Source organism: Mucilaginibacter sp. UR6-11, from assembly GCF_020880695.1.
Lineage (GTDB): Bacteria > Bacteroidota > Bacteroidia > Sphingobacteriales > Sphingobacteriaceae > Mucilaginibacter.
Map to the genome: position 1 here is coordinate 254,364 of NZ_JAJIWO010000005.1, position 15,518 is coordinate 269,881.

The following is a 15,518-nucleotide window of genomic DNA, read 5'->3' on the forward strand; positions in this document are numbered from 1 at the left end:
GGTTTTAAACCGGGATCACCTACAAAGCTTCCAGCATCTGTTTTAATACCACCTGCGCCGCCCATACACGATTACCCGCTTCATGTACCACGATAGCGTTTGGTCCGTCCAATACCTCAGCAGAGAGCTCTAAATTGCGGCGTACCGGCAGGCAGTGCATTATTTTAGCATTGTTGGTGATCTTTAGTTTCTGGTTGGTTAACATCCACTCTTCATTGCCCGGGAAAACCTGTCCGTAAGGTTCATAAGCCGACCAGTTTTTAACGTAGATAAAATCGGCACCAGCCAAAGCGTCAGCCTGATTGGTGGTAATAGTTGCGCCCCTGGTAAAATCTGTACTTAGTTCATACCCGGCCGGGTGGGTAATAGTAAAATCAACATCAGCTTTGCACATCCATTCGGCAAACGAGTTTGGAACCGCCTGTGGCAACGGCTTGATATGCGGCGCCCAGGTTAAAACCACCTTAGGGCGCACCTTTGTTTTTAATTCTTCTATAGAGATTAAATCCGCCAGGCTTTGTAAAGGGTGGCGGGTGGCCGATTCTAAGCTTACCAATGGTACGCCGCAAAATTCAACAAACTTGTTAAACACCACCTCCGTATAATCTTCTTCACGGTTTTTTAATCCCGGGAAAGAACGAACGCCTATAATATCGACATACTGCCCCATAACAGCCGCAGCTTCGCGGATATGTTCGACAGTGGTGCCGTTCATTACAACGTTATCGCGAAGCTCTAATGCCCAGCCCTCCTTATCCACATTAAGCACCATTACGTTCATGCCCAGGTTAAACGCAGCCTTTTGGGTACTCATGCGGGTACGTAAGCTCGGGTTTAGGAAAACAAGACCTAAGGTTTTGTTTTTTCCCAGTTGCTGATGTGCATATGGGTCTTTTTTCAAAGCCAAAGCTTCAGCAACAAGTGCTTTTATATCGGTTACGTCGTTAACGGAAGAGAATAGTTTCATTTTATCAAATTTGCTTGTCATTTCGAAACGTAGTGAGAAATCTTATAGGTTATGTATTAACGGCAGGTCGCTTGTATAAGATTTCTCCTCGTTCGAAATGACATTTATTTATTAAGTACAGTTGTAAATGCCTCCAAAAATCTATCAGCATGTGCTTTAGTTAAGTTAAGCGCCGGCAACAACCTGATCACGTTTGGTTTGGCTTCGCCGGTAAAGATATGATGTTTAAATAATAAGTCTTTTTTAGCATTGGCATATTCGGCAGGCAGATCAATACCGATCATCAAGCCCCGGCCACGCACTTCGCTAACCTGTTTGAATTTTTTAAGCTCATCGATTAAATAACCGCCAATGTCGGCTGCGTTTTGCATCAGGTTGTCCTGCTCCATGACTTCTAAAACCGCCAATGCAGCAGCGCAAGCCAAATGGTTACCGCCAAATGTTGTACCCAACATTCCATACGCAGGCTGTATTTTTGGCGCTATACTGATAGCGCCAACAGGGAAGCCATTACCCATACCTTTAGCCATGGTATAAATATCGGCATCAACGCCGGCAAAGTCATGCGAGTAAAATTTGCCAGTGCGTCCGTAGCCGCATTGTACCGAGTCGGCAATAAATACAGCGTTATACTGGTCGCAAAGTGACCTTATTTTTTGCAGGAAGCTCTCCGGCGCAACCTGTATACCACCGACGCCCTGAATACCTTCAATAATTACCGATGATATTTCGTTACCCTGTTCTGCAAAGACTTTTTCTAAAGCGGCTTCGTCTGCCCAGGGTAATCTGATGACACCCTCCGTTTCGTTAACAGGAGCGACGATCTTGGGATTATCGGTTACGGCAACTGCCAATGATGTACGGCCATGAAAAGCGCCGGTAAAAGCGACAACCTTTTTTCGCCCGTTATAAAAAGACGCCAGTTTAAGCGCGTTTTCGTCAGCTTCAGCGCCTGAATTGATTAAAAATAACTGGTAATTTTCTTTACCTGATACATGGCCCAATTTTTCAGCTAATTGCTGTTGGATAGGAATTTCGATAGAGTTAGAATAAAAGCCGATTTTATGCAGCTGGTCTTCCAACCTTTTTACATAATGGGGGTGGGTATGCCCGATAGATATAACGGCATGGCCGCCATACAGATCAAGGTATTCCTGGCCTTTGTCGTCATAAACATAGCTACCAACGCCTTTTACGATATTGATATGATTGATAGGGTATACGTCAAATAATTTCATTGTGTTAGTTTTAAATTGATACTTAATTGTTACAGGATGTGCGAGGTGGCTGTCGGTTAAAAACCGGTCGCCTTAAGTCGTAAGCCTGCGCGCTCATCAAAGCCAAACAACAGGTTCATGTTTTGAACCGCCTGACCTGAGGCACCTTTAAGCAAATTATCTAACATGCTGATAATAAATATCTTATTGCCATATTTTTTAACTTGCAAAAATACTTTATTGGTGTTTATTACCTGTTTAAGATCTATGTTCCGGCTTGTTACGTGGGTAAAAGGATGGCCGGCATAGTAATCTTCATAAATTTTTAAAGCCTCTTCTTCGGATAGTTCACTACCCAAATAAATCGAAGCAAATATCCCTCTGGTAAAATCACCTCTGTGTGGAATGAAATTTACAGCCTGATTAAAAGCAGGTTGTAACTGTTTTAATGATTCGCCAATCTCATTTAAATGCTGATGATCAAATACTTTATAAACAGAAAGATTGTCATTACGCCAGGTAAAGTGTGTTGTTGCAGATGGTTTTTGTCCAGCACCGGTTGAACCGGTTGTGGCAGAAATATGAACCTCGCTGTTTAGCAAACCTTTGGCCGCCAATGGCAGCAGACCTAATTGTAAGCAAGTGGCAAAACAACCGGGATTAGCAATATTTTGTGCCGATTTAATAGCATCCCTATTTAATTCAGGCAGGCCATATATAAATTTTTTATTTTCAAGTTGTGAATTTTGACCTAACCTGAAATCCTGGCTTAGATCAATGATCTTTATGTGATCAGGAATAGGGTTGGATTCCAGGAACTTCCTGGCATCACCATGTCCAACACATAAAAACAGCACATCAATATCTGTTGAGAGCTCGCCTGTGAACTTCAGATCAGTGTCGCCAAATAAATCGGTATGCACTTCATAAATAAAATTACCGGCATTGCTGTTGCTATGTACAAACGCAATGTCAACATCGGGGTGATTTACCAATATCCGCAGCATTTCGCCGCCAGTATAGCCCGCACCGCCTATTATTCCGGCTTTTATCTTATTTGATTTCAACTCTGTCATTTTTTGTAGATGGATAAGAATATAAAATAAACTCCAGGTCGGTGTTTTGCAGGTTGGCTATAAAATGCTTTTGATTGGGATTGATCTGGATAGCCTGCTGTTCCCTTAGCTCTGTAACTTCGTTATCAATGGTAAACTTCGCCCGTCCTTTTAAGATAAAAAAGAACTGGGTAGCAAATTCATGATAATGAAGTTTTTCGGCTGTATCAGGCGGCATTAATTCTTGTTTAACAGATAAGGCGTCGGTATCAACAAAAGTCCACCCGTGGCAATCATCACCCCAGGTATAATGTTCTAAACATTCGCCTTTTGAAAATACCGTGTTCATTATCCTTCGCTGTTAACTTTATGATAGATCATTACCTGGTTACCAAAAATTTTGGAGAACCCTTTAACATCCTCGCCGCTCCATGAATTATTCATTTCGCCATAGCTGCCAAATTTGTTCGACATCAGGTCATGGTCAGACTCAATACCAACCACCTGGAAACGATAGGGATTTAACTGTACAAATACTTTACCGCTTACATTTTTCTGCGTATCAGTTAAAAAAGCTTCCATGTTGCGCATAATCGGATCATGGAACTGACCTTCGTGCAGCCAGTTACCGTAAAACATAGAAAGCTGATCTTTCCAGGTTAACTGCCATTTGGTTAAGGTATGTTTCTCTAAAGTATGGTGCGCCTTGATAATGATCATCGGCGCCGCCGCTTCAAAGCCTACACGGCCTTTAATACCTATAATGGTATCACCAACGTGGATATCACGGCCAATACCATAAGGCTGTGCAATGGCTTGCAATGCTTGTATCGCTTCGGTTGGATGATCATATTTCTTTCCGTCAATACCAACCAGTTCACCTTTTTCAAAGGTCAGTTCAATGTCCCTTACACCAGTTTCCGTTACCTGCGTAGGCCATGCCTCTTCAGGTAAACCTAAATTAGAAGTCAAAGTTTCTTTACCACCAACTGATGTTCCCCAGATACCTTTGTTGATAGAATACTTTGCTTTTTCAAAGTTCATATCAACACCATGTTTCTTTAGATATTCAATTTCCGCCTCGCGGCTCAACTTCAAATCGCGGATAGGGGTAATGATACCAACCTCCGGAATCAGGATATTAAAGATCATATCAAACCTAACCTGGTCATTACCGGCACCTGTGCTACCATGGGCAACATATTCGGCACCAATTTCTTTGGCGTAGTTGGCAATAGCAGTAGCCTGGCTAACCCGTTCGGCACTTACAGATAATGGATAGGTGTTATTTTTCAATACGTTACCGTATATTAAATAGCGTACGCAGGTATTGTAAAAGTTTTCGGTTTCGTCAACAACATGGTGTGAGGTCACGCCCATTTCGTAAGCGCGTTTCTCAACGTTATTTAGTTCCTCTGCACTAAAGCCACCGGTATTTACAATAACCGAATGTACTTCATAACCCAAATCGCGGGTTAAATAAATGCAGCAAAATGAGGTGTCTAAACCTCCGCTATATGCTAAAACTACTTTTTTCTTTTCCATTGTTGTTTTGATGTAAAGACCCGGAATACCGGGCCTGAATTATATTGCTAAAAGACGCAATATACTGCGTCTCTATACGGTGTTAAATAATCTTAAGGTCCTGTCCAAAGCTTTTTATGGCGCTTTCAATACGCTCAAATAAGGTGGCCTTTTTGGTCATCTTTTCCAGTTTGGTATCGTCAGCTTTTAACTTCTCTGCGTCTTTGGCTTTCTCGGCCGGGTCAAAAAGCATCGCGGTACACATGCAGTTTTTACGCTCCTTCATGGTAAGGATGTCATAATTAACACAGCTGCGGCAGCCTTTCCAGAATTCTTCGTCCTGAGTAAGCTCAGAATAGGTAACCGGCTCATAGCCCAGTTCTGAGTTGATCTTCATTACTGCCAGCCCGGTGGTCAGGCCAAATAATTTTGCCTCAGGATACTTTGTTCTTGAAAGCTCAAATATCTTGTGCTTAATAGCCTTGGCCAAACCGGCTTTACGGTATTGTGGTGCTACTATCAGGCCCGAATTAGCCACAAAATCACCGTGGCTCCAGGTCTCAATATAGCAAAAGCCGGCCCAGGTACCATCTTTGTGTAACGCAATTACTGCCTTGCCTTCAAGCATTTTAGCAGCGACATACTCAGGCGAGCGCTGGGCTATACCTGTGCCCCGTGCCTTTGCCGACTCGGCCATCTCATCGCAAATGATGGGCGCATAGTCTGCATGCTGGGCGGTGGCAACCTGAATATCAAAATCTTGTATGGTCATTGTAAATAGAAAAAATTACTGTTAAATTTTGGCCTTAGCCTTAAGTAATTAGATGGTTTTTTGTTGAGAAGTTTAAAAACTTCGGTTGACGGGCAATGAGGTATGGTGGTGATTAAACCCGTGGCATATACAGCCTTCGTCGTGATGGAGTAAATAAAACAGTTGAAACCAAAGCAGCAGCAACCGGAGCAAAAATTGCTCTAACAGTGGGCTTATTTAAGGTTTGCAGTATCATTTTTTATTATAATGTGTTTTATTTAAAATTTGATGCAAAAGTTTGCATTAATTTTTACTTATGCAAGAGAAAAATGATTTAATGACAAGCAGGTGTTAGTCAGCGGTATAAAAGTTTTAAGTCGGCAGCCTATTTCAAACCATAAATAAAGACTTAAGCTTTCTGCTTAAGACCGCCTGTCGACAATATCATCCACAATCATATCTGCATGTATGCGGCTGTTTTCAATAAACCACAGGTGCGTATCCAGCCCTCCGCATACCACGCCGGCAAGATATAAGCCGGGCAAGTTGGTTTCCATCGTATCCGGGTTGTATTGCGGGATAAATTTGACGTCAGACAGGATCAGTCCCCATTTTTTAAGCTGGTCGAAATTTGGTTTATAGCCCGTCATCGCCATAACAAAATCGTTGGGGATAGTTATGGTTCCTTTGGGCGTATCAATATCAACTTCGGTTTGGCGTATGGCTTTCAGGTTTGAGTTAAAGTAAGCTTTAATACTGCCTTCTTTTATCCGGTTAATAATATCCGGCCTCACCCAATATTTAACGCGCTCACTGATTTCGCTTCCGCGGATCACCAAAGTAACCTCGGCGCCTTTGCGATAAGTTTCTAAAGCCACGTCAATGGCCGAGTTGCTTGATCCTACCACCACCACTTTTTGCATGGCGAAGAAATGCGGGTCTTTATAATAGTGCTGTACCTTGGGCAGATCCTCGCCGGGGATATCCAAATTAACTGCAACATCATAAAACCCGGTAGATATAATAATATGCTTTGCGTAGTAGATAGCCTTGCCGGTGGTTACCGTATAGCTATTATCCGGTTGATGAGAGATAGCTGTAACCTCTTCGAAAAGATTAATAGGCAGGTTATTTGAAGTTGCTACGCGGCGGTAATACTCTAAAGCTTCTGCACGGGTAGGTTTGTTGTTGATGGTTACGAAGGGAATGCCGCCAATCTCCAGCTTCTCGGAGGTGGAGAAGAAAGTCATGGTAGCAGGGTAGTTGTAAAGCGAATTTACCAGGCACCCTTTTTCAATAATAACAAAGCTTAAACCTGCTTTTTGCGCTTTAAGGCCGCAGGCTATTCCGATTGGGCCACCGCCGATAATAAGGATGTCGAGCATATTTTGAACTTTATGCAATAATAATCAGTTTGATTGATTAATGCCGGCTTATTGTATATTAAGCTATTCTTAATACACAATAATGAATTTGGAATGACCAAAATCAAGGTTCATGCTCATTCTATTGTCAGGTTTGATTGGCGCTAACTCAAAACAAATACAGCTGCACTTTTCAGTACATTAATTTTTAACACCCAAACCCGGTAAGTTTGCATTTACACCATGCATACAGTTAACGGTTTAGTAAGTTTTAAAAACACGCTGGCCCATGGCTGCTGCCAAACGGAAACTTGTTAGCTCTGCCGTGTAAATGATAATCGCCGGATTTATGATCGCGATACATTTTTGCGGTAGGGATTCGGTCAGTATGCAATTCTGGATTATCGGCACTGGTCTTATCAGACTTAGAAACCGGTATAGATCTTTTCTTCATGATTACTCCTCCTGAGAATTAAGGATTATAGAAATTGCTAAATAAAATTAAGCATTTGGAGGCTTATCTGCAAGTGTTTTGCGAAAAAAAAGGCACAAAAAAGGGTAAGCTACTCTTATCGCGCCGCTCAACTCTCTACCCTTGCTGTGTTCCCACCCTGGGGGAGTTCAAGAGGAGCTGGCCGTAAAAGACTTACCCCGCTGCAAATATAGCAAATGGTTTGTTTTTGGGTTAATAAATTGTTAAAAAAGGATGCAAATGTGCAGGCCGACAGGTATGCATACAGGCAAATGTTTGGGAGTGTGGGTGTTGTGAAGATATTATTAATTCGTTTTTGCCAACAAAGCCGGTAATTTTTATCTAATTGTTTTTTTTTTCAACGCATAGGGTAGACCCGGCATTTGTTATTTAGTGCTTTTATTTCCTAAAAATTTTATCCATTGCCCTTCCTTTTGCTAATTCATCAACAAGTTTATCTAAATAACGCACCTTTTGCATTAGTTTGTCCTCAATTTCTTCCACACGATAGCCGCAAATTACTCCTGTAATTTTTGAAACATTTGGATTTATTTGTGGGGCCTGTGCAAAAAACGTTTCAAAATCAGTTTTATCGGCGATGTGTTTTTGCAATGTTTGCTCATTATAGCCTGTCAGCCAAAATATGATCTCATCTAATTCGGCTTTTGTGCGGCCTTTCTTCTCTACCTTATGTATGTAATGAGGATAAACACTTGCAAACGACATCCTGTATATTCTTGAATTGTCCATCTTATTGGTGTTAATTGATACTATTGTTTTTTATAGCCTCGGCGCTATTTTTTCAAACATAATAATAATCATATAAAACAAAAAAAGCCTTCAGCTTTCGCTTAGGCTTTCATTGTTAAAAGTGACCTGGGAGAGGATCGAACTCTCGACCCACTGATTAAGAGTCAGTTGCTCTACCGGCTGAGCTACCAAGTCATTTATTTGTTGGGGTGCAAATATACTGCAATATATTATATCTGGCAATTCTTATATCTTATTTAAACCATTTAAATAATTCGTTTGCTATTAACGCATTGCCGCTTTGGTTAGGATGGTTGACTTGTGCCATGTAATGTTGTAACGAGTCGCCTTTGGCAAACAAGTCGTTAAATACGCCAAAGCTATTGACCACGCCGATATGATGATACCGCGCCAGTTCCATGACCTGATCTGTATGGTGTTTTAGCGGATTGTTTGGGTCGGCCAGATTTACGCGCAGGTCGGGCGAGGGGGTAAGCAGGATAACCTTAATATGGTGTTTTAAAGCGCTATTTATCATAGCATTCCAGGCTTTATGAACCTTTGCGGAGTCGGTATTTAATTCGTTAAGCGCGTAGTCAATAAACAAAACATCAGGTTTATGGATCAATACGTCACGCTTAAACCGTTCGGCGCCTTGTATAGAGTTTTCGCCACCTTTAGATGTAAGTATGATATTGATTATAGCATAGGGGTAACGTTGTTTCAATAAAGCCAACAGTTGATAGGGATAAGAGTCTAAGGTGCGCACCTCCGGCGTTTTAGCGTAGCCGGATGGTACCGAATGACCGTGGAATACAAGATTGATGATCCGGTTATTGGGCCATGGTATTTCCAGTTGGGTTTTGATATCAGCCAGGTAACTGTTTTGACTGGCAATAACGTGCCCGGGTTTTACCGCAGTGCATTGCATCATTATTAAAACTAATGCACAGAGGCAAACTAATTTAATTTTCATGGCGGGAGGGTTTGACTGTGTTAAATATATAACTTGATATTTGATTTGTAATTTCTGATTTAGATATATTTACAGAGTCCTAACTCATCAATCTGCTATGAAGATCAAACATCAAATAAAAATATGGCTAACGCTGGCCTGCCTGCTGCCGTTACTGCTGAACGCGCAAACTATCCACAACTTTAACAGGAAGGGCGAGCAGGTGACCAAATTTAGCAAGCTGGGCGATGCGGTTGACGCGCATGACGGCGAGATAGCTTATTTTGATGGTACTTATTACCTGTACGGCACCAGTTATGGCTGTGGTTTTGAGTGGGGCCATAAGGATGCCCCGTTTTGCGGCTTTACCGTCTATTCATCAAAAGACATGGTAACCTGGACAGATAAGGGAATGTTGTTTGATGCCTCAACCACCGTTTGGCAAACCCGTTGTAACGGTAATACGTATGGCTGCTTTCGCCCGCACGTTATTTATAATAAAAACACCGGGCTATACGTGCTTTGGATCAATGTTTATGATAACCAGGTAGGTTACCGGGTATTCACCAGTAAAACTCCTGTTGGGCCGTTTGTAGAGCAGGAGCAGCCAAAACTGGCCGTGAACAGCGACGCAGCAGTAGCCGGCTTAAACAACGGCGACCATGACACCTTCGTTGATGACGATGGCACCGCCTACCTGGCTTACACCGACTGGCGTGCAAAAGGAGCCATAGCGATAGAGCAGTTAAGCGCCGATTATTTAACCGGCACCGGCAAAGTTGTAAAAGCGATAACCGCCGCTCAAACTGAGGCGCCGGCATTGTTTAAACGGAAAGGAATTTACTACCTCGTATATTCTGATCCTAACTGCGGCTATTGCGCCGGCACGGGTGCGTCATACCGCACCGCTAAATCGCCTTTAGGTCCATGGTCTGACGGGATAAAGATCAGCGACAATTCATGCGGTGGACAGCCGTCGTTTGTGTCATCAATTAAACTAAAATCAGGGGATGTATTTCTCTTCGGCAGCGATCTCTGGAATAAGGGCGCCAAGAACGAATCGTTGGCAAATTATTACTGGGCGCCGCTAACTTTTGCGGCTGATGGTTCTATTAACCCGATAGTTTGCCAAAATACAATTGCTATTCCGTCGGCGGCAAAAACAAATACCAGGGATTTGAATTATGCACCCGGCTGCGATATCAATAACAGCCTAAAGCGTACACAGAATTTTAAACCGGCTAAGACAGGGCTATTGAGTAGCCTGAGCATATCCACCTTTAAAACAGCCTATCCCGATGCGCCATTAGTAGTTGAAATTGTTGATGCCGGCACCGGTAAAGTGTTAAGCTCGGTAACTATTGCAGCCGGTGCACTAAGCTGGTCGCCAAAAAATATAGTGATTCATCCTAAATTACAGGTAACAGCGGGTAAAAGCTACGTGATCACGGTGAGCTCGACTGCCACTACGGGTTGCTATGGACTGGAATATGATCGCGCGACGAATGACGACGCACAACCAAAGTTTTTATATCAGGCGGTAATAGCTAAAAAATGAGCTTACGCCATGGCGTAAAGCTCGTCTCTTTGTTTTTGTACGGCATCGCTGTTGATGTATTCGTCGTAGGTCATCAGCTTGTCGATGATACCGCCCGGTGTTAACTCGATGATCCGGTTAGCAACAGTCTCAACCAGCTCATGATCCCGCGAGGTGAACAGCATAGTACCCCTAAAGTCCTTCATGCCGTTATTTAACGCGGTGATAGATTCCAGGTCGAGGTGATTGGTAGGCTCGTCAAACATCAGCAAATTGGCCGATTGCAGCATCATGCGGCTAAACATACAACGCATTTTCTCACCACCGGATAACACACTGCATTTCTTTAAAACTTCCTCGCCCGAAAATAACATACGGCCCAGGAAACCACGGATAAATTGATCATCCTTTTCGCCGGGTGAATACTCGCGCAACCAGTCGATCAAATTTTCATTTTTACCCTGGAAGTATTCCGTATTATCTATCGGGATATCAGCATAGTTAATGGTAACGCCCCATTTAAACTCGCCTTTGTAATCTTTATCACGTCCGGTTAATATATTGTAGAAAGCCGTGGTGGCCAAACTGTTGTTTGATAATACTGCTATCTTATCGCCTTTATTAACCATCAGGCGGATGTCCTTAAACAGGATCTCGCCGTTTAGTTTTTTTGTTAAGCCTTCAATCTGTAAGATCTGATCACCGGCTTCACGGCCCAAGTTATTAAAGATGATTCCGGGGTATTTACGGTTTGACGGCTGGATCTCATCCAGGTTGATCTTATCCAGCGCTTTTTTACGGCTGGTTGCCTGTTTTGATTTTGATGCATTGGCACTAAAACGGCGGATAAACTCCTGTAGCTCTTTAACCCGGTCCTCTGTCTTTTTATTCTGATCAGAGCGTTGTTTCAAAGCCAGCTGGCTTGATTCATACCAGAACGAGTAGTTACCGGTATAGATGGTCATTTTAGCAAAGTCAATATCTACCACGTGCGTACACACGGTATCCAGGAAGTGCCTGTCGTGGGATACTACTAATACAATGGCTTCATAACTTGCCAGGAAATCCTCTAACCAGCTAACGGTATGGATATCCAGGTCATTCGTAGGCTCATCCAGTAATAATATATCGGGTTTACCAAAAAGGGCCTGCGCCAATAACACGCGTACTTTTTGCGTATTGTCCAGGTCTTTTACCAATTGGTAATGAAACTCTTCTTTAATACCCAGGTTGCTTAGCATTGTGGCCGCATTACTTTCGGCGTTCCAGCCGTCCATTTCAGCAAAAAGGTTTTCCAGTTCACCGGCGCGTTCGCCGTCAGCATCTGTAAAATCGTCTTTAAGGTAAATGGCGTCTTTTTCTTTCATGATGGCATACATCTCTTTGTGGCCCATCATCACTGTTTCAATAACGGTAAACTCGTCAAAAGCATAGTGATTTTGACTTAATACCGCCATACGCTCACCGGGGGTAAAGCTTACCTGCCCGCTGGTAGGGTCAATTTCGCCGGAAAGGATTTTTAGGAATGTTGATTTGCCCGCACCATTGGCACCAATAATGCCATAGCAGTTACCCTGGGTAAATTTTAAGTTAACGTCTTCAAATAATGTACGCTTACCGTAGCGTAGAGATAGATTGGATACCGAGATCATGCTGCACCTGTAATTTGGCGCAAAAGTACGGATTTTTAGCGAGTAGAAGGTTAAAGATTGGAGATTAGTTACTAAAGATTGGGATTAGCTTATTGTTCAAGCGCATTCTTTAGCGCTTCAACTTCATGATCTGCCAGTTTTTGCAGCGGGCCTGATGTCATCATTTTCATCATCATGTTTAACTCAGCATTGATGGTAAATGTTACTGCGGTACCATCGCCCTCTGTTGCCAGATCCCAGTTAAGGTTGATGCCAAATGGCGGCGTGCCAACAGCGACGATATTTACAGATTTATTCTCAACGCGGCTTTCAATCTGCAAAGAAAGCTGCACCATATTTTGAATACCAAAACTGGCCTCGTCATTGGTCGAGGTCCAGTTTTGTATATTATCGGGCATTAATTGCTGGTGATTATTAAAATCGGCCAGGAACCGGTAAACCCTGCTTAACGGGCTTTTTATAAAAGTTTTACTTTCGAAGGTTGACATAGTTATTCGGCGGCTTCTGTTCCCCAGGTTGACGGGCTTTCGCGCCATTCTCTTAATACCTCAACATCTTTACGGGTGATGTATTGATGCTCTTCGGCATAAGCCAATAAGGCGGTGTAGTTTGATAGTGTTATAAACGGACAGTTGGCCGCTTTAAAATTCTCTGTCGCTATATCAAACCCATAGCTGAATATAGCGGCCAGGCCGGCTACATCATAACCAGCATCGCGCAAAGCGGCTACAGCCTGCAGGCTGCTTTTTCCGGTAGATATCAGATCTTCAATCACCACGACACGTTTGCCGGTAAGGATATCGCCCTCAATCATATTGCCGGTACCATGCTCTTTTGGTTTTGCACGTACATAAATAAATGGAAGGCCGAGCTCCTGTGCAACCAGCGCACCTTGTGGTATGCCGGCGGTAGCAACGCCTGCAATACAACCAACAGATCCAAATTTTTCCTGGATAATCTTGGTTAACTGTTGTCTGATATAGGTACGTATAGTTGGATGTGAAAGTGTAATGCGGTTATCACAATAAATAGGTGACTTCCATCCTGATGCCCATGTAAAAGGATTATTAGGTTGTAATTTAATTGCTTTAATTTGCAACAGAAATTCCGCTACCTGTTGTTCGGTTTCACTAGTATTAAACATGGCTCAAAAATACAGAATTTATATTAACCAAAAGGTTATCTTATTAACAGAATCTGAACCAAAGAAATCTGCCCATTATCAAAAGATTGATAGCCAGACATTTGATTTAAAAATAATTTATACCTGGATCCTGGCGCATAAAAGCGACCTGTTTTATATCCGCTGTAATGACGCCAGGTTATTTTTAAAACAGGTAAAAGAGAGTGTTAAAGTTATTGAGGCGGCGGGTGGCCTGGTCAAAAATGAAAACAAGGACCTCCTGTTTATTTACCGGAATGATAAATGGGATTTACCCAAAGGTAAAATTGAAAAGGGCGAGACCGTAAAAGATGCTGCGGTGCGCGAGGTTGAAGAGGAGTGCAGTATTGTAGTAAGCAAACGCGGTGAGAAGATCTGCAAAACCTATCATGTTTATATTTATAAAGACGAAGTTGTTTTGAAGAAAACGCACTGGTATAAAATGAAGGCCAGAGGGCAAAATAAGCTGAAGCCCCAACGGGAGGAAGGTATAACAGATGTACGCTGGTTTAAACCCAATGACATTGACGCCATATTAGTCAACACTTTTCCATCTATTTTGGATGTTCTGGTGGCAATGAAGCTGGTTACAGATAAGCCAGCGCTTCTTTCGGAATAAACTGGGTAACGTCGCCATTGTAGCGCAGTATTTCGCGCACAATGGTTGAGCTTATGGATGAGTAACCCGGTTTGCTTACAATAAAAATACTTTCAATATCCGGCGCCAGCGAGTGGTTCATCTGGGCGATCGCTTTTTCGTACTCAAAATCAGATACGGTACGTATGCCGCGTATCATATAAGCAGCGCCGATACTTTTACAGAAATCAACAGTCAACCCTTCGTAAGCTACAATATGTATTTTAGGCTCGGTATCGAAAACGGCCCGCAACATCTGCTCGCGTTTTTCAATGCTTAAAAAGCCGGGCTTGGTACTGTTGGCGCCAATACCAATATAAACCTTATCAAATAAGCCTACTGACCTTTTCACAATATCAACATGAGCTTTGGTAACCGGGTCAAATGATCCCGGGAAAAGGGCTGTTTTCATGATCTGCTGCATTTTACGTAAAGATAAGCGGTAGTGTTGTTTAAAGGTAACTTCTATTTTAAATTCTGGATAAAACCGTAATGCTTATCTGCAATTTTTCCATCGGGCATTTGATTAAAAGCCTGGTACAGGATATATTTTTTATCCCGGTCGACCCCTTTAAATAAATCACCGATATGTTGTTGAATTGCATTATTCTCGGCCCTTAAAGCTACAGTATCGGTAAGTTTAATTGACGATTTATATTTTATGATCGGGAAGATACCCCGGTGTGCCGCTTCTTCAACAAACTGCGGGCTGACCGAAAAAATCTGCGGTTTTGTTTTAACCCAGCTAACAATCACCGGGAACTGAAAGCGATTATTGGCCTCATTAATAACGGTCGAGAAAAATATCCTCATTGTATCTTCGTTGCGGTATTTAAAAAAGTCGCCGGCCGGGTTAGCCAGCTGCGAGGTAATGATCATCGTATTGGATGCATCAACCAAACTGCCTTTTTTATATTGATCCGTTGCCAATTTATAATAATCCGGGGCCGTTTTGTCTTCAATGCTGTATTCGCCTATCTGCAGTACGTTTATCTTCCAGTCGTTGCCGTATTTGCCATATACAGCCAAAATCAGGCAGTTTACCGGCAGGCCTTTGGTAACCAGCAGGGATGTGTACATCTCTTCATTCATCGCCTTATAGCTCACCAGGTAATCGTTGGCGTTCTTATTTGGCGACAGCGTGTCCGGGGTACCTTTAACATGGTGTTTAGTATAATATTCGTCAAGCACCTCAAAATCTTTGGCGGCGAAGCTTTGTGCCGATGTGTTTACGAGGGTGTCCAGCTTATTACCCGACTTCTGAATGAGCTTATCGGACAATAGCGCTTTAACCGCATCAATATCCTTTGCCATAATACTATTAAAAAGCTTCCTGTTCAGTTGGGCTAGCTGTGCTTTAATATCGCTGTTGATCTCATCATTTTTCCATATTCCGTTATTGCCCCGGTGGCAGCTTGCCAACGGAATAATTAAACAAAAGGCTAACAACAGGTGTAATACGTTTTTTTTCATCG

General features: G+C 42.6%; 17 protein-coding genes, 1 tRNA gene and 1 other RNA gene. 2 read left to right on the forward strand and 17 right to left on the reverse strand.

What is annotated here, in order from left to right:
• Nucleotides 1-19: 19 nt before the first annotated feature.
• The 12 genes from LJ658_RS13660 to LJ658_RS13715 all read right to left on the reverse strand — a co-directional run bounded on the left by LJ658_RS13660 (nucleotide 20) and on the right by LJ658_RS13715 (nucleotide 9,076).
• Nucleotides 20-967 (reverse strand): acetylornithine carbamoyltransferase, encoded by a 948-nt coding sequence (locus LJ658_RS13660; protein WP_230547081.1) that lies wholly within the window; start codon nucleotides 965-967, stop codon nucleotides 20-22.
• 104 nt (nucleotides 968-1,071) lie between these two features.
• Entirely contained in the window at nucleotides 1,072-2,205 is a 1,134-nt protein-coding gene (locus LJ658_RS13665) for an aspartate aminotransferase family protein (RefSeq protein ID WP_230547082.1), read from the reverse strand.
• A gap of 56 nt (nucleotides 2,206-2,261) precedes the next feature.
• Nucleotides 2,262-3,260, reverse strand: a complete 999-nt coding sequence (gene argC / locus LJ658_RS13670; RefSeq protein WP_230547083.1) for an N-acetyl-gamma-glutamyl-phosphate reductase — start codon at nucleotides 3,258-3,260, stop codon at nucleotides 2,262-2,264.
• Nucleotides 3,238-3,588 carry a cupin domain-containing protein gene (locus LJ658_RS13675; protein WP_230547084.1) on the reverse strand — a complete coding sequence of 117 codons (351 nt, stop codon included), beginning with the start codon at nucleotides 3,586-3,588 and terminating at the stop codon, nucleotides 3,238-3,240. The genes argC and LJ658_RS13675 overlap by 23 nt, the downstream gene beginning before the upstream one ends.
• The gene (gene argG, locus LJ658_RS13680; RefSeq protein ID WP_230547085.1) at nucleotides 3,588-4,784 is read right to left on the reverse strand and encodes an argininosuccinate synthase; all 1,197 of its coding nucleotides are present in this window, start codon (nucleotides 4,782-4,784) and stop codon (nucleotides 3,588-3,590) included. Before argG ends, LJ658_RS13675 begins: the two co-directional genes overlap by 1 nt.
• A gap of 82 nt (nucleotides 4,785-4,866) precedes the next feature.
• Nucleotides 4,867-5,535 (reverse strand): GNAT family N-acetyltransferase, encoded by a 669-nt coding sequence (locus LJ658_RS13685; protein ID WP_230547086.1) that lies wholly within the window; start codon nucleotides 5,533-5,535, stop codon nucleotides 4,867-4,869.
• A gap of 401 nt (nucleotides 5,536-5,936) precedes the next feature.
• Nucleotides 5,937-6,899, reverse strand: coding sequence for a YpdA family putative bacillithiol disulfide reductase (locus LJ658_RS13690; RefSeq protein ID WP_230547087.1), 963 nt, complete (start codon nucleotides 6,897-6,899; stop codon nucleotides 5,937-5,939).
• Between the two features lie 250 nt (nucleotides 6,900-7,149).
• Nucleotides 7,150-7,332, reverse strand: coding sequence for a hypothetical protein (locus tag LJ658_RS13695; RefSeq protein ID WP_230547088.1), 183 nt, complete (start codon nucleotides 7,330-7,332; stop codon nucleotides 7,150-7,152).
• Between the two features lie 99 nt (nucleotides 7,333-7,431).
• Nucleotides 7,432-7,530, reverse strand: an RNA gene (ffs, locus tag LJ658_RS13700) — signal recognition particle sRNA small type.
• Nucleotides 7,531-7,749: 219 nt separating this feature from the next.
• Complete coding sequence (locus LJ658_RS13705) at nucleotides 7,750-8,100, reverse strand: DUF2200 domain-containing protein (RefSeq protein ID WP_230547089.1); 351 nt, start codon at nucleotides 8,098-8,100, stop codon at nucleotides 7,750-7,752.
• Between the two features lie 122 nt (nucleotides 8,101-8,222).
• A tRNA-Lys gene (locus LJ658_RS13710) sits at nucleotides 8,223-8,295 on the reverse strand.
• 58 nt (nucleotides 8,296-8,353) lie between these two features.
• Nucleotides 8,354-9,076, reverse strand: coding sequence for a GDSL-type esterase/lipase family protein (locus tag LJ658_RS13715; RefSeq protein ID WP_230547090.1), 723 nt, complete (start codon nucleotides 9,074-9,076; stop codon nucleotides 8,354-8,356).
• 97 nt (nucleotides 9,077-9,173) lie between these two features.
• Here LJ658_RS13715 and LJ658_RS13720 point away from each other — a divergent pair, with 97 nt between their 5' ends.
• Nucleotides 9,174-10,613: a family 43 glycosylhydrolase gene (locus LJ658_RS13720; protein WP_230547091.1), complete on the forward strand. Its 1,440-nt coding sequence runs from the start codon at nucleotides 9,174-9,176 to the stop codon at nucleotides 10,611-10,613.
• A 2-nt stretch (nucleotides 10,614-10,615) separates the two neighbouring features.
• Here the strand turns inward: LJ658_RS13720 and LJ658_RS13725 are convergent, their stop codons facing one another.
• From LJ658_RS13725 to pyrE, 3 genes are all read right to left on the reverse strand, one after another.
• Nucleotides 10,616-12,244: an ABC-F family ATP-binding cassette domain-containing protein gene (locus LJ658_RS13725; RefSeq protein ID WP_230547092.1), complete on the reverse strand. Its 1,629-nt coding sequence runs from the start codon at nucleotides 12,242-12,244 to the stop codon at nucleotides 10,616-10,618.
• A gap of 89 nt (nucleotides 12,245-12,333) precedes the next feature.
• Nucleotides 12,334-12,732, reverse strand: a complete 399-nt coding sequence (locus LJ658_RS13730; protein WP_230547093.1) for an SRPBCC family protein — start codon at nucleotides 12,730-12,732, stop codon at nucleotides 12,334-12,336.
• Nucleotides 12,733-12,734: 2 nt separating this feature from the next.
• On the reverse strand, nucleotides 12,735-13,388 hold the full coding sequence (pyrE, locus tag LJ658_RS13735; RefSeq protein ID WP_230547094.1) for an orotate phosphoribosyltransferase: 654 nt from the start codon (nucleotides 13,386-13,388) through the stop codon (nucleotides 12,735-12,737).
• Here pyrE and LJ658_RS13740 point away from each other — a divergent pair.
• Nucleotides 13,387-14,025: an NUDIX hydrolase gene (locus tag LJ658_RS13740; RefSeq protein ID WP_230547095.1), complete on the forward strand. Its 639-nt coding sequence runs from the start codon at nucleotides 13,387-13,389 to the stop codon at nucleotides 14,023-14,025. The two genes, pyrE and LJ658_RS13740, sit on opposite strands and share 2 nt — an antisense overlap.
• On the opposite strand, the gene coaD is transcribed toward LJ658_RS13740, so the two are convergent.
• Entirely contained in the window at nucleotides 13,994-14,455 is a 462-nt protein-coding gene (gene coaD, locus LJ658_RS13745) for a pantetheine-phosphate adenylyltransferase (protein WP_230547096.1), read from the reverse strand. The two genes, LJ658_RS13740 and coaD, sit on opposite strands and share 32 nt — an antisense overlap.
• A 53-nt stretch (nucleotides 14,456-14,508) precedes the next feature.
• A complete protein-coding gene (locus tag LJ658_RS13750; RefSeq protein WP_230547097.1) occupies nucleotides 14,509-15,516 on the reverse strand; it encodes a hypothetical protein in 1,008 nt (335 codons plus the stop codon).
• Between the last annotated feature and the right edge of the window lie 2 nt (nucleotides 15,517-15,518).

What these genes read in the sequence shown, in the direction of transcription:
- LJ658_RS13660 (WP_230547081.1), bottom strand. Translation starts at nt 967, where the DNA reads ATGAAACTATTCTCTTCCGTTAACGACGTAACCGATATAAAAGCACTT.
- LJ658_RS13665 (WP_230547082.1), bottom strand. Translation starts at nt 2,205, where the DNA reads ATGAAATTATTTGACGTATACCCTATCAATCATATCAATATCGTAAAA.
- argC (WP_230547083.1), bottom strand. Translation starts at nt 3,260, where the DNA reads ATGACAGAGTTGAAATCAAATAAGATAAAAGCCGGAATAATAGGCGGT.
- LJ658_RS13675 (WP_230547084.1), bottom strand. Translation starts at nt 3,588, where the DNA reads ATGAACACGGTATTTTCAAAAGGCGAATGTTTAGAACATTATACCTGG.
- argG (WP_230547085.1), bottom strand. Translation starts at nt 4,784, where the DNA reads ATGGAAAAGAAAAAAGTAGTTTTAGCATATAGCGGAGGTTTAGACACC.
- LJ658_RS13685 (WP_230547086.1), bottom strand. Translation starts at nt 5,535, where the DNA reads ATGACCATACAAGATTTTGATATTCAGGTTGCCACCGCCCAGCATGCA.
- LJ658_RS13690 (WP_230547087.1), bottom strand. Translation starts at nt 6,899, where the DNA reads ATGCTCGACATCCTTATTATCGGCGGTGGCCCAATCGGAATAGCCTGC.
- LJ658_RS13695 (WP_230547088.1), bottom strand. Translation starts at nt 7,332, where the DNA reads ATGAAGAAAAGATCTATACCGGTTTCTAAGTCTGATAAGACCAGTGCC.
- LJ658_RS13705 (WP_230547089.1), bottom strand. Translation starts at nt 8,100, where the DNA reads ATGGACAATTCAAGAATATACAGGATGTCGTTTGCAAGTGTTTATCCT.
- LJ658_RS13715 (WP_230547090.1), bottom strand. Translation starts at nt 9,076, where the DNA reads ATGAAAATTAAATTAGTTTGCCTCTGTGCATTAGTTTTAATAATGATG.
- LJ658_RS13720 (WP_230547091.1), top strand. Translation starts at nt 9,174, where the DNA reads ATGAAGATCAAACATCAAATAAAAATATGGCTAACGCTGGCCTGCCTG.
- LJ658_RS13725 (WP_230547092.1), bottom strand. Translation starts at nt 12,244, where the DNA reads ATGATCTCGGTATCCAATCTATCTCTACGCTACGGTAAGCGTACATTA.
- LJ658_RS13730 (WP_230547093.1), bottom strand. Translation starts at nt 12,732, where the DNA reads ATGTCAACCTTCGAAAGTAAAACTTTTATAAAAAGCCCGTTAAGCAGG.
- LJ658_RS13740 (WP_230547095.1), top strand. Translation starts at nt 13,387, where the DNA reads ATGGCTCAAAAATACAGAATTTATATTAACCAAAAGGTTATCTTATTA.
- pyrE (WP_230547094.1), bottom strand. Translation starts at nt 13,388, where the DNA reads ATGTTTAATACTAGTGAAACCGAACAACAGGTAGCGGAATTTCTGTTG.
- coaD (WP_230547096.1), bottom strand. Translation starts at nt 14,455, where the DNA reads ATGAAAACAGCCCTTTTCCCGGGATCATTTGACCCGGTTACCAAAGCT.
- LJ658_RS13750 (WP_230547097.1), bottom strand. Translation starts at nt 15,516, where the DNA reads ATGAAAAAAAACGTATTACACCTGTTGTTAGCCTTTTGTTTAATTATT.